Annotated in this window: 10 protein-coding genes; all 10 read right to left on the bottom strand. The window is 39.4% G+C overall.

Annotated elements, in window-relative coordinates:
* Positions 1 to 338 precede the first annotated feature (338 nt).
* On the bottom strand, positions 339 to 608 hold the full coding sequence (gene grxC / locus H5968_RS09390; protein ID WP_187039736.1) for a glutaredoxin 3: 270 nt from the start codon (positions 606 to 608) through the stop codon (positions 339 to 341).
* 123 nt (positions 609 to 731) lie between these two features.
* Positions 732 to 2468: a GTPase HflX gene (gene hflX / locus H5968_RS09385; protein ID WP_187039749.1), complete on the bottom strand. Its 1737-nt coding sequence runs from the start codon at positions 2466 to 2468 to the stop codon at positions 732 to 734.
* A 234-nt stretch (positions 2469 to 2702) separates the two neighbouring features.
* Positions 2703 to 3302 (bottom strand): hypothetical protein, encoded by a 600-nt coding sequence (locus H5968_RS09380; RefSeq protein WP_187039735.1) that lies wholly within the window; start codon positions 3300 to 3302, stop codon positions 2703 to 2705.
* Positions 3299 to 4624 carry an AAA family ATPase gene (locus tag H5968_RS09375; RefSeq protein WP_187039734.1) on the bottom strand — a complete coding sequence of 442 codons (1326 nt, stop codon included), beginning with the start codon at positions 4622 to 4624 and terminating at the stop codon, positions 3299 to 3301. Before H5968_RS09375 ends, H5968_RS09380 begins: the two co-directional genes overlap by 4 nt.
* A gap of 240 nt (positions 4625 to 4864) precedes the next feature.
* Complete coding sequence (locus H5968_RS09370; protein WP_187039733.1) at positions 4865 to 6442, bottom strand: tetratricopeptide repeat protein; 1578 nt, start codon at positions 6440 to 6442, stop codon at positions 4865 to 4867.
* A 716-nt stretch (positions 6443 to 7158) separates the two neighbouring features.
* Positions 7159 to 9591 carry a cation-translocating P-type ATPase gene (locus tag H5968_RS09365; protein WP_187039732.1) on the bottom strand — a complete coding sequence of 811 codons (2433 nt, stop codon included), beginning with the start codon at positions 9589 to 9591 and terminating at the stop codon, positions 7159 to 7161.
* Between the two features lie 468 nt (positions 9592 to 10059).
* Complete coding sequence (locus H5968_RS09360; protein WP_096572610.1) at positions 10060 to 10335, bottom strand: TM2 domain-containing protein; 276 nt, start codon at positions 10333 to 10335, stop codon at positions 10060 to 10062.
* A gap of 533 nt (positions 10336 to 10868) precedes the next feature.
* Positions 10869 to 12440: a type II CAAX endopeptidase family protein gene (locus H5968_RS09355; protein ID WP_187039731.1), complete on the bottom strand. Its 1572-nt coding sequence runs from the start codon at positions 12438 to 12440 to the stop codon at positions 10869 to 10871.
* A gap of 163 nt (positions 12441 to 12603) precedes the next feature.
* Positions 12604 to 12855 carry a hypothetical protein gene (locus H5968_RS09350; RefSeq protein ID WP_187039730.1) on the bottom strand — a complete coding sequence of 84 codons (252 nt, stop codon included), beginning with the start codon at positions 12853 to 12855 and terminating at the stop codon, positions 12604 to 12606.
* Between the two features lie 195 nt (positions 12856 to 13050).
* Positions 13051 to 13683: a Uma2 family endonuclease gene (locus H5968_RS09345; protein ID WP_187039729.1), complete on the bottom strand. Its 633-nt coding sequence runs from the start codon at positions 13681 to 13683 to the stop codon at positions 13051 to 13053.
* Positions 13684 to 13706 lie beyond the last annotated feature (23 nt).

The raw sequence follows: 13706 nt of genomic DNA, 5'->3' as shown, positions 1-13706 counted from the left end.
CTTATAATTCCAAAAAGCAGGTTTCTAAGAAAACTTGAATCTCCCGCTACACCGTTAGGTTGGTGGGGGAGTCTCAAGCTCACAAGGGTAGGTATTTTACATTGTCGTGAGGGCAAGACTTGGTGGACAAGGTGGACAAGGTGACAAGGGAGGAAAACAGTACAAACTCTGTATTCTTAGTCACAAAAATAGTCCGTTAAAAAACCATTGTCCGTATAAAATCTTCCTTGTCCATCCCTTCGACTACGCTCAGGACAAGCCTTCCTTGTCTTCCTGGTCTTGCCTTCACAGATCATATTAAAAACCTACCCCTGTGAGGGAGTCTCAAGACGCTTGACCTAAACCTTAGAACCTCCAAGAAGAGTATCCAGTTGACCTGCACTGTCTAAAGTGTAAAGATTATCACAACCACCAATGTGATGATCATTGATAAAAATTTGAGGCAGAGAACGCTTTCCATTTGCTCTTTGAGCCATTTCATTTCTTGCTACCTCATTTCTATCAATGTTGTATTCGATGAAATCAACGCCTTTATTTAATAGTAGGTTTTTGGCACGGTTACAAAATGGGCAGGTACTCCAAGTGTAGATTTCTACTTTGGCAGTCATAATATCCTCAATTTGAGCAAATACTTTTCAATTATAAAAGGTAGCTTCTGTCTCATCCTTGGCCAGAACGATGCAAGAGCTACCAGCAAATCATCCAAAATCCAAAATCTAAAATTTTCAAGCTCAACCGCCGTCTACTGCATATTGAATCAACTGGGACAGGCGTAGGCGTACAGTATCTAAACCTAAACGTTGACTGGCGGAAATAAACACCGCTAGAGGAAATTCTTCTTGCGCCAAAGCCAGAGTTTCACTATCGACTTGATCGATCTTGTTAAATACAACCAATGCCGGACCGGGAGTAATAGGCATTTGGGCAAGAATATCCCGAACTGACCGAATATGACTTAACCAGGCAGGATGGGATAAATCCACTAAATGTAGTAGGGCATCTGCTTCGGTGACTTCCTCCAAGGTGGCGCGGAAAGCATCCATTAAAGAAGCTGGTAATTCATGAATAAACCCTACAGTATCTGTGATTAAGGTTTCCTGGGGTTCATTTGTATCCGCATGAGAAATAATCAGACGACGGGTGGTGGGATCAAGTGTGGCAAACAGTTGGTCAGCTGTATATACTTCTGCGTTGGTGAGGGCGTTGAGCAAGGTAGACTTGCCCGCGTTGGTATAACCCACTAAGGCCACTGAAGGAACTTCCCGATGTTGTCGCCGTTGCCTTAACCGACAACGATGAGCTTGTAATTGGTTTACTTCTTGCTGTAGTCGAGAAATCCTTCTTTGAATTGCTCGCCGTTCTGTTTCTAATTTGGTTTCACCAGGTCCACGAGTCCCGATCCCACCCCCTAGTCGGGACATGGCACGGCCTCTGCCGGTGAGTCTTGGCAGCATATATTCTAGCTGCGCTAGTTCAACTTGTAATTTACCAGCACCAGATTGGGCGCGTTGGGCAAAGATATCTAATATCACTTCTGTGCGGTCAACAACTCTGACACCAATCTGCGCTTCTAGGTTGCGGACTTGAGCGGGTGAAAGGTCACGGTCAAAAACTACCAAATTTGCTCCCAAGGTTTGGGCGGTTAAAGCTACTTCTTGGACTTTACCTTCACCAATTACTGTTTGAGGATGAATGCGCGATCGCTTTTGTTGTAAGGCCTGCAAGACATCACCCCCAGCCGTATCCACTAACCTTGCTAGTTCGGCTATGGTGTCTTGAAATCGTTGGGGAGTCATATCATCGGTTAGTACCCCGACTATAACCACGCGATCATGGTCAGCGTCTACTTCTTGAGCAATATATTCTCTCTGAAATTCTTCTTCTAGACTTTCTACCAAGTCCAGAAAATCCTGTTCGGCGATCGCATCTAAACTCAGAGGTGGCGATACGCTGGAATATAAGGCTGAGTCTGGAATATTCATTCCTGATGACTGAGTTAAAACTAATTGTCTGCTATTAGCTACCAAATGCGCCAAATAAGCTTCTTTTACGTACCCAGTCGCTCCCCCACCCCGACGGGTAAATCCTGTGCCAGTAATATTCAGCATTACTAAAGCATCTAAACGTTGTAGCGCCATTGCTGTCAGTGCCGCCTCATTCGGTGGTTCTGCTTTGAGATGGGTGGCTATACAACGAATACCGCTCAACCGTTCTGCACCATAACGGGGCAGTTCTAGGGGTGGGATTTGGGTTTGACGTGGAGTGCCTACCCCCACCCGGATCACTTGTCCGCGACGGTTGAGGTAGGCACATACAGGTTGATTTATTTCCGTACTAATTGCTGCCAGCCTTTGGGCGAACTCCGGTGTTGTCATGCGATCGCCCGATATACGCTGGTGGTACAGCCGCTGTAGTTGCTTTAGCTGGCTGGACTTTAAACCTTGGAGATTTCCGAAGATAGTCTCTATAGGCGCTTATGACCAGTAAACTGGCCCCCCCGAATTATTGTATATTTTTATTTTAACCCAATATTATGGAAATACCTGTTGGTTAAGGAATCAATCTATTTTGGATTTTGGATTTTGGATTTTGGATTTTGGATTATCTTCTCCTTTAAAGAAGAGGCTTGAAACCTTGTTTTTATATTTTTAGACTTTGATTTTAATCTAAAATCCCAAATCTAAAATCTAAAATTTTTGCTGTCAAGGGGAAAGGGATATTTTTGACTTGCGCCCAGAACTACTAACTGATTCTTCTGGATTGAAATCTGGGACTGTTGTTAACTTCAATACATTTGCGGATTTCCAATCAAAAAAATCCTGGGCGCGATGAATAAAATAATCAATTAAAAAAGGTCGTCCCAAAAAAATAAAGGTAATGGGGATATTATCTCTAAAACTCTCTCGCAGTTTATTTAAGTGATCTAAAATTGGGGGAACACTGCTTAAATCATGAGCATGGGTTTCTGTGATTTCGCCAAACTTTTCTTTTTCATACTTATAGATCGAATATTCTAAACCTTTGATAAATAAGATATCAAATTGCTGATGGATGTAGAGATTTAAAACTCGCTCATATAAAGTATTAACTGGCTCAAATAGACGTAAAATTTCTAGTTTTTTCTCTGGTATATCATGGAGAATCCGAGAAAAAAGTTTCTCAGTCTCCAGGGGTTTACACTCAACAAACAATAAGCCAAACTCATTGTTGTTTTTGCGTTTCAGAGCGTTGAGCAAAGTTTGATATTCTTCGTATCCTTCGGGGGGTACGTCTTGATCCCAGTCACTAAAATCTAAATTCATGGGAGATTTTCTACAGCTTCTTTAAATTCCTGAATACCTTGAATCAGTGGGTGAATATCATACCAACGCTGCATCTCCCCTTCTTCATCCAAATAGCGGTACTCTAACAGGCAGCGATTAAACATCAAACTCCGATATTGATCATCATTGATGATACGCTTAGAAAGGGAGACTTCTGCTAATAAACTCCATTGATGGTTTTCCACAGCGCGGCGGTAAGTATCTCTAGCTTGAGTAATGGCGCGTCGAACTGCTCTTTCGGAAATTGGCAAATCTTGAGTGCGTCCAATGGCATCCTGAGTCAACAATAGCAAATTTCTGACGTGACCTCCACTCATCAAACAAAGTCGTTCTAGGGTTTGAGAACTGTCAAATATTTCCGTTTCTAGTGGTTTATCTGGTGCAAACTGCCTGATGCGCCGGGAAATGACCTCTTTAACTTTTTTTAGCCCTGGTTGATATATTTCTCCTCTAGGAGTGCGTACCATTAGCATTGGTAAAATTTGCGGATCACCATATATATCACGCAGGTCTGTAGCCCTGGCAGAATAGACCATAGCAATGGGTACAGTATAGATTAAATGGCAATCTAAGGCTTTCAGTTGTTCACAGCGGTCTAAAAAAACTTCTTCATAATTGGTGCGATCGCCATCTTGAACTAACACCATTCTATCTAAGTTATCAATAATTACTGCCAGTTGGGTGCAGTGAGCAGGTAGGCGCTTTTTCACATCGGCGATAAACTCATTTAAAACCTTAATCAAAGTCACTGTATGGGGATTAACTTTTTCTCGTATTTGCTGCCTTAGTGCCGGTACTGCTCTTAAATTTGCTGTTAATTTGGCAAACTGACTAATTTGCATTTCTACATTCATATCCTCGATGTGAATTTCAGTTAGCGCCAAATCTTTCAAATCTTGCCAACGATCTTTGAGCCAATTAAGCACAGGTTGAGGATTACCAATTGCGCGTAAATCTTTTAGTAATCTCCGAGTACAAGCCAAGAGAATATCTGTATATTGAGCATCTTCTGAATCTATATCTTCTTCATCCGCAGCAAAATACACTACATAACATTGTCTTGCTTCCAAATATTCCTTGAGTCTGAGTAATTCCGTAGATTTACCTGCTCCTCTATGTCCAGAATATAATTGACAAGTATTTTGATTTGCTAACTGAATACGATTTCCCAATTCTTCTAAAATATCTGCTTCTCCTCGCACATCTTGACAGTCTACATAGTTAGGATCACCTGCGGGTAAGGGTTGGAATGGGTTGAAAGCATTATAGAGGTTTTTGAGTAATTCAGTATTGTTGGACATAGGTAAACAACTTAGTTGATGCAGTTCTGATGATGCTAAAAAGTTAGATGAAGTCAGCAATAAAAAGCAAGCGATATAATTTTAATGTCTGAAGCTAAAAATGTCAGATATTTAAAATCTCCACAGTGAAAATTTTAGCAAAAATATATACACATATATAGACGACAAATGCAAGTACCTGATCAAAAAATATTTTCATAATAAATTCACCAAAAGATTTTAATTTTAAATTAATCAAATTTAATTCATCATACCCCTACGTATTAAATCTTGAAAACGTGCATCTTCTCGAATACAATGAAAATCAGGATCAGCGTTGGCCATTGTTGCAAACTCTTCAGGTCTGAGATTAATTGCTTGCTCCAAGTTTTCTAGTGCTTGCTCAATACTACCTTGAATAGCATAACAACAAGCTTTATTGTACCAAGCATATTTATCATCAGGTTTTATTCTTAATGCTTGATCATAAGAGAACAGAGCTTCGTCCATACGTCCCAAATCATCCAGTGCATTACCTCGATTGTTCCAAGCATAGTGATCATCAGGTTTAATTTTCAGAGCTTGATCATAAGAGAAAACAGCTTCTTCATTACATCCTATCTTGCGGAGTGCGATACCCAAATTGTACCAAGCATAGTGGTCATCAGGTTTAATTTTTAAAGCTTGTTTATAAGAAAAAATTGCTTCTTCATATCTGCTTAAATTCCGAAATGCGATACCACGATTATTCCAAGTAAAACAATCATTGGGTCTTAAATTGAGAGATTGGTCATAAGATGAAATTGCTTCTTCATTGCGTCCTAAATTTCGTAGTGCATTACCTTTGTTATACCAAAAATATGGGTAGTCTACCTTAAATTTTAAAGCTTCTTCATAAGAAGAAAGTGCTTCTTCATTACGTCCTAAGTTCAGCAGAGCATTACCTCGGTTGTACCAAAAATATGGATCATCAGGCTTAAATTCTAAAGCTTTTTCATAAGATGAGACTGCTTTTTCGTTGCATCCTAAATTCAAGAGTGCATGACCACGGTTGTACCAAGCAAAATGATCATCAGGTTTAAATTTTAATTCTTGTTCATAGAATGTAATTGCAGTTTCATATTCACCAGCAGAATAAAGTAGATTTCCCAATTCAAAAAGCAAACTTGCTCTATTACTATCTGTTTGATGTTTTTCTGCCAGAAGTTCTTGAATTTCTAGAACTTTTTCAATTTTTTCTTCTGAAGTAAGTTGTAGATATTTTTCATAGTCTCCTTCTAGTAAAAGACGACGTGATTCTTCTTCAACTAATTCTGGTGTAGTTGGTAATTCATATACTCCAGAACGCCAATCAAAAAAATCAGGAGCGCGATGGATTAAATAGCTGAGTGAAAATGAACGCAATAAAAATACAAAGCAAAAGGGAAAATCATCCCTAAATCTTTCTCTTTGTTGGTTAAGATGATTTAGTATTGGTGGTACTTTAGTTAAATTGTTAAACTGACCTTCAGTTATTTCGCCAAAGTTTCTTTTTTCATATTTATACAAGGAATATTCCAAACCTTTAATTAATAAGATGTCAACTGTTTGACCTTGAATATAATTCGCTACTTGCTGATATAGCTTATCCACTGGTTCTAGCAAGCGTAATACAGCAATATTTTTATGCGGAAGATCCTGGGGAATTTTATGTATAAAACAATCTGATTCCACAGGAGTACATTGTACAAAATATAACCCAAATCCTAATTTTCTATCCAGAGCGCAGAGTAAATCTTGATATATTTCTTCGGGATCTGGCGGTAAATCATCATCCCAGCTACTGGTATTGAGTATCATATAGATTTGATGGTAGATGCTTGCGTAAAAAATCCAAAGTCAGATATAAATTTTACACTATGGTTATTTTTTAGTATTTGAGCTTCATCTCCAATCATCATAATCCTGTTCTTTAAGTTAAGGTAAAATTTGAGGAATATTTTAAACATCAATGTTTACATAATAATACTGTTTTTTCTTTGATTTTGTATCCGTATATTCACTTAAATATATTCAATGTAAGGCTATTTGTCTTTATTTAGTTTTTATAAAAGCATATTATCACACTTTAATGAGTAAAAAAGAATTTTATTGTTTTGAGTTTTAACAACAGTAAATTGATAAAAATCCGAACTTAGTGATTTTATTGATTATAATAATAACCCAAGTTCCTAGTTATTATCTAGGACTTTTGCGGACTATCTCTGCTTGTTATTCTCATTTGAGAGTCTTTCTTGCATAACTAGGAGGCTAACGCCACGCTTACTTCGACTGCGCCCTTCGACTGCGCCCTTCGACACCGCCCTTCGACACCGCCCTTCGACACGGCTCAGGACAGGCTCAGGACAGGCTCAGGACAGGCTCAGGACAGGCTCAGGACAAGTCGCTATCAAGGAGTCAGAAGTTTAAGGATATCAAGGAGTTTTTTGTATTTGGAAACGAGGTAAAAACCAACAAAGTGCGAGGTTTTCCTACTCATAGTTTCCAAAACCTTGCACCTATTTTCTTTGTTATAGTCAATGGGTAAAGCGTCGTAATAAAATGGAGTTGGTGACAACACTAACTGAACTAAAAGCCATGAGGGCAGCGGCGCTGGAGGGGCTAAGAACAAAACCAAAATGGGGTAGTAAAACACCGGCTGCTAAGGGAATACCAACTGTATTATATGCAAAAGCCCAAAACAAGTTTTGACGTATTTTGTTGAAAGTGGCACGGCTGAGTTGTATTGATTCCACAACATCAGAAAGACTATCACGCATTAATATAATTTCGGCTGTTTCCACAGCTACATCTGTTCCAGAATGTAAAGCAATGCCGACATCTGCCTGAGATAAGGCGGGAGCGTCATTAATGCCATCTCCTACCATAGCAACGCTAGTGGTTTTACTTATCTCCCCAGTTTGAAGAGCTTGGATGGTGCTGGCTTTTTTCGCTGGGGGAATACCTGCCATGACATCGGTGCTGTTGAGTCCGAGTTGTTGAGCGATCGCATTCGCTGCTTCTAATCTATCACCACTCAGTATAATTACTCGCAAACCCAGCTGACGCAATTTGTCTACTGTTGCTTTGGCATCTGGTCTGAGGGTATCACTGACGGCAATTAATCCAACTAAATTATCACCAACTGCAACACTAATAACTGTTTTCCCCTGTTCTGCTAATCTTTGTGCGTGTTCTTGGGCAGTGTCAGTAATTCCGTGCCAGTTTAACCATTCCCAGTTACCTAACAACACAGTTTTACCATCCACGACAGCAGATACACCCATTCCTGGTTCAGTATGAAAGTCTACTGCGTGGGGAATGGATAAATTTAGCTGCTGTGCTTCTTGTTGAATTGCTTTAGCTAGGGGGTGATAGGTGCCGCTTTCTACTGCTGCTGCTAGTTGCAGAAGTGAGGATGGTTCTAAGTCTGTAAATGGTAAACAGTCTGTAACTGTGGGGTTGCCTGTGGTGAGAGTGCCGGTTTTATCAAAGACTACGGTATTTAGTTGGTGGACTTTTTCTAACACATCACCACCTTTGATTAATAAACCGCGTTCTGCACCCATTCCAGTACCGACAAGAATAGCTGTGGGGGTAGCGAGTCCTAAAGCACAGGGACAAGCAACCACCATCACAGCGATCGCTAATTTTAAACTAATTAAAAGTGAAGAATATTCAATGTTGGCGGTTTGATGATGTGCTGCATGACTCATCATTTCCATACCATTGGAAATAATATTCACCTCTGGCCAAATATGAGTACCAAAAAAGTACCAAAACAGAAAAGTTAGCAAAGAAGCTGTTAAAACGCCATAAGTAAAATAACCAGCAACCGTATCTGCTAATTTCTGAACAGGTGCTTTGCGAGTTTGGGCGGTTTCTACCAAAGCGACAATGTGCGCCAAAGTGGTATCGTCGCCGGTTCTGGTAGCTTGAATAGCGATCGCACCAGACTGGTTAATAGTTCCCGCTGCAACTGCATCTCCTGGTTGCTTCATCACTGGTACTGCTTCACCAGTTAACATTGACTCATCTACCGTTGTTTGTCCAAAGCGCACTTCACCATCAACGGGGATTTTATCACCTGGTAACACCTGCAACCATTCACCAACCCGCACTTGTTCGGCTGGTATTTCAATAATATTTGCCCCTGCTACTAATTTATCTGAGTCTGTGGTTCGGCTTCGCTCACCACAAGGGTTAACAATTAACCTAGCTATCTGAGGTTGAAGTGCTAATAATTGTCGAAATGCAGATGCTGCGCGTCCTCTAGCTTGTTTTTCTAAAGTTCTGCCTAAGAGGATAAAACCCAGCATCATCACTGGTTCATCAAAAAAGCATTCCCAACCCATTTGGGGAAACAACAGCGCCACCAAACTAGCAATATAAGCTGTGAGACTTCCCAAACCGATCAAGGTATTCATATTTGGCGTTCCCCGTCGCCAACCTTGCCAGCCATCTATAATAATGGGACGACCAGGAATGAGTAATGCTACTGTTGCTAGTCCACTGTGAAACCAGATGTTATTCAATATTGGGAAAATAAAACCACCAAAATGTCCTATTCCTGAAAATAACAATAATACAAAAGCAACTACTAATTGTTTGAAAGCCGCTTGCATTTCCTGACGCTGTTTTGCGTCTGGATCATATTTTTCTTTCCCTGCTTGAGTTTTCGGTGTGCGGGGTTGAGAAGGAAAACCTGTAGCTGTTAATGTTTGTGTTAATGCTTGTGCCAGTGCATCGGCATCCATAGCACCAACTTCTGCTTCTATAACTGCCACTTCTGTAGCTAGGTTGACGCAGACATTTTTAACGTCTGGATGTTGGGTTAGCTGTCTTTCTACTGCTTTCACACAGCCAGCGCACTTCATACCCCCTACATCTAAAATAATTTTCTCTGTGTTTGTATCTTTATTGGCGGGTGGGGTTTCTGGGGTAAGTTTATTTTCGGGAACAAGTTGCATGACAAGTTATGACATTCGCTACAAAAATGCAATGCCTACCTAAAAAAAGGCAGTTCTACTTTGAGAGTAGGCGAAATCTGGAACTATGACCAACTGTGATAGTATTTAATTAAGAAATTAAAATATTTAGTAATATTTGTAAAATACTGTCAAGGAATCCAGTGCCTATAGGTAAAATATATCACAGATACAAGTTGTATAGGCAACATAAAAATTAGACTTTTGTAGAAATAGTTCATTTCCCAATGGGATGTAGTGGTAAAATACACCATAGATATTAGTAATAATATTAGCAATGTGAGATATTTAGATTTGGATATTGGCATATTTTAAGAAAATAGGGAATAGGGAAAAAATTTGAGATTTGAGATTTGAGATTTGAGATTTTAGATTGGAGATTTTAGATTGGAGATCACAAAAACAATCCAAAATCAAAAATCCAAAATTAATAACTCCTGCCTTCTTTTTTTAGAACCAACCCTGCTTTTTGACGAAGTAGGTATTAACAAAGTCTTCATGATTTTTATTCAAGTAAATCATGCCTTCAATTAACCCTACAAGCTGCATAATTATTAGTGTAAATCCGTAAGTGAGAGAACCACCGACTACAGAAATAACTAGCATGATAAAGCCTTCTGGGGCATAACCCAGAATAAATTTATGTATCCCAAATCCCCCCAAAATAATTCCACAGTACCCAGATAAAAGTTGTTTGGTAGCATGAGATGGGTTAAGATTAGTCATATTTAGTGAAGCTCCTGTATATGTATGTAATTATCAGAGTATTTCTAGTTTAAGTAAATGAGAAATTTAACCACAGAAGAGAATTCTGAAGGTTAGATAAACAAATTTGATTTTGAATCTTCAATGTCAAATCAAAAATCCAAAATTGCAAATCTAAAATTTGGTAAGTTAGTTGATAAATTTTGGTGCAGATGGTTTACAGATTTATATGTTCAACTTCAGCAAAGTTGAATATCATTAACCTGAATAATGGGCAGCATCTGTGATACTACTCTAGTGTTTACGGGTTGATTGTTATTATGTCCGGGAATTTTTTTCATTTATACCCATCTGCAAAATTAATTTTACAGATGTAGGTGGGGTTGAGGTAAGAAACCCAAAACCTCAAGGACTGGTATAAGTTGGGTTTCCTATCAACTGTCACCTATTACCTGCTATAGCGGTGATGTTGCGCTGCTGGAAATTTGAGAATTTCAGATTTATATGTCGATATAATCAAATATTTTTGATTTTTTCAACTGTAATTGTCGGTTTTAATTATTGCTGCCCAAAAGAAATAAACTGAGCAAAGTACCACTATTCCAAAGTCCGTGGAGGAGCATGGGAGCGAGAAGATTGCGCGATCGGGTGTAAACTATTCCTAAAACCATGCCTAATGCTGTGAGTGGCAAAATTTCCGATAAGCTGAGGTGAGCAGCAGCAAATAACAAACTACTCAAAAAAATTGCACTCCAAACAGGTAAATAACGAGTGAGGGAGGGTAATAAAAACCCACGAAATAGAAATTCCTCAAAAAATGGCGCTGCTATGGCCGCAGTAAAGAAAAATATTCCCAATGCTACATCATCTCTGCTTTCTAGCGCCAATTGTAACAGGGGGTTACTTCCGCCTTGTCCGTTCCATAGTTGTTGATTGATTAATGATACTATGACGACTATGGGTAAAGCTGTGCAGTAGCCACCCAGTCCCCAGAAAAACCAATTACTGAAAAACCGGAAGCGAAACCAATCTTCTGGTAAGGGAAAATAACGTTTAATAGAAAAATACAGCACTGAGAACGCACCCAGGGCAACCAGTACATAACTCACCAAGACAGAAAAAGCCTGAACTCGCACATTATCCGAGGAACGGGGGATAGGGAGGAGGTTTAACAATTCAGGTATAAATAATTGTCCCATCAAGAAAAATCCCAGGACAAAAACCTGTAAAATTGTTTCCACATTCCAAGGAGTTGACCAAGGCTTTTGGGCATTTGTTGCTAAGATAGACTCTCCGCCCTTGAGTAAAAGCTGAATAATTAAAGCTATTAGTAAGATTAGACCTATAAAGGCTGTTAAGCTGGGAATAGTGGCAATTAAGGCTAATTTAAATACTGCGTCGGTAGCGGCCGCTTGTTGTGCAGCCTGAACATCTGCTAAAGCAGCTTGACGTTGTTGCAGTTGGTAAAGCTGAGTTAAAGCCGTGGAGCGAAACCAACCTTCTAAATTTTTTTGTATCAGTGGTTGAGCATTTGGGAGTAGACGCGGCGGGTTGCTCCATAGTCCACTGAGGACGTTAGCGGTGGCGGTAAATTCGGTTTCAGAGGGTTCTTGTACTTGACTCCAAGTTGTTTGGGCTTTATCTGTTTCCCCTTGCTGTGCTTGTAATATTCCTAAGCGTAAGTCTAATTCATCCCGTAATTTTCGCAGTTTGCTGATAGACTTCTCTAGCTCTTTTTGTTGTTGTTGAGGAGAGGTTTTGGTTTGCAGGGGTTCATTTGGTAGGGGTTTGGCAGGTGTGACAGCGGTGATATCTTGAGCGCGAAACTTGTCCAGTTGGTTTTTGGTTTTATCCAAGTTTGTTTTTACAGACTCACGCGCCTCTAGATATTGCTTGGCTGCACTTTCTAGGGGTTTATCACCTACTATTGCTGCCCGAAGAGCTTGAAAACTCTCGTCGTTGCTATCTTCTGGTTGCCATGCTTGGGCTTGCAAGACAATATTAGTTTGGTACAGTTCCAAACGACTTTGAAACTGAGGTTTTTGCCAACTAGCAAATAAAGACAAGCCGGACAACATAATCGCTAACAATGTTAGCGCAGTTAACAGCAACCGTTTAAGTGACATCTATCCCCCTTGAACTTACCTGTAGAGAGCGATCGCCCCTTGACAATTATAAGATAATCTGGCAGGTTGGGGGGATAAGGGAATTGACACATAATTACCCCCGCATCTTGCGGGGGATTTGTGATCAAAAATGTCGTTTACCTTAGTTTAGTATGGAGTAGATTTACTGACCGGACATTTGTGGTGCTTTGTCTAGTCTCCAGGTGAAGTAGCTCTCTGGGTTGTTGTCAGGAACTATAAACCCAGTTGCTCCTTCTGATGTCTGAGGGGGTCTAGGAGAACTACTTTGTCCTTGTCCTTGTTGTCCTGGTATTTGTGGTATTTGTGGTATTTGTGGCATTTGTTGTTCTTGTCCTTGTCCTCCAACTAACAACTCTTGTGCATTTGTGGATAGTTCTTCCAGTAAATTAAACATTGAAACTTACCTCACTTACGTTATTGATTTAGTTAAGGGTTCTGTCCCATTTATTAATTGACAATAAGTGGTTTTTTGAAGGTAATTCATGTGTCAGATGGCAGAATTTCTATTATGCCTTTTGGTTACTATAAGAGGTAGAGTATTATTGATACAGATAAAATCAATCTTTTGCTCGGTTTTTTGGATTAAGAGCTAACCGATCTTCCCCCTCACCCAAGCACGGAAAGATTTTAACAAAGCAATTTCACCCATATTTTTACTCTGCTGAATGAATCTAGTCATATCACTAACAGAAATCACAGGAAAAGCAACACTAAAATTAATTTCAATATACTCGCCTTCTAACAATTGATAAAACCTCAAAACATCACCGTCATATCTCCAAAGTTCAGCCACACCTAACGCAGCGTAAATATTAAACTTATTTACAGAACTGCTAGTAATATCAATTTCAATTGCTAAATCTGGAGGAGGATCTATTTCTAAATTTAAAGTTTCTTTACCTCTGATAGCTGGTTCATTTTGGATATAATAACAAGTATCTGGTTCAATGCCTTTTTTAATTATTTTGCGTTTTAATGTGGTAGATCCAGCACTTCTTAGTTCTATATCTAATTCTTCAGCTAAAGCAACGATAAAATTACTAAAATTGCCTTTTGGGTTTTCGTGTTCAAATAGTGGAGTCATAATTTCTAAAGTACCGCACTCATAAGCAAAACGAGAACCTCTATTTTCACCTGTATCTTTTAGCAAGGATTCAAAGGTATCCCAGCTAACGTCATATAAAACTGTTCTTTGTTCTGCGGGTGTTGATTGGAGAAGCATAGTCATTAATAAAAAATGATTTA

It is taken from the genome of Sphaerospermopsis sp. LEGE 00249 (genome assembly GCF_014299995.1).
Classification (GTDB): Bacteria; Cyanobacteriota; Cyanobacteriia; order Cyanobacteriales; family Nostocaceae; genus Sphaerospermopsis; species Sphaerospermopsis kisseleviana.
Note: the sequence above shows the minus strand (reverse complement) of the source record. Positions and strands in the feature narration are given on the sequence as shown.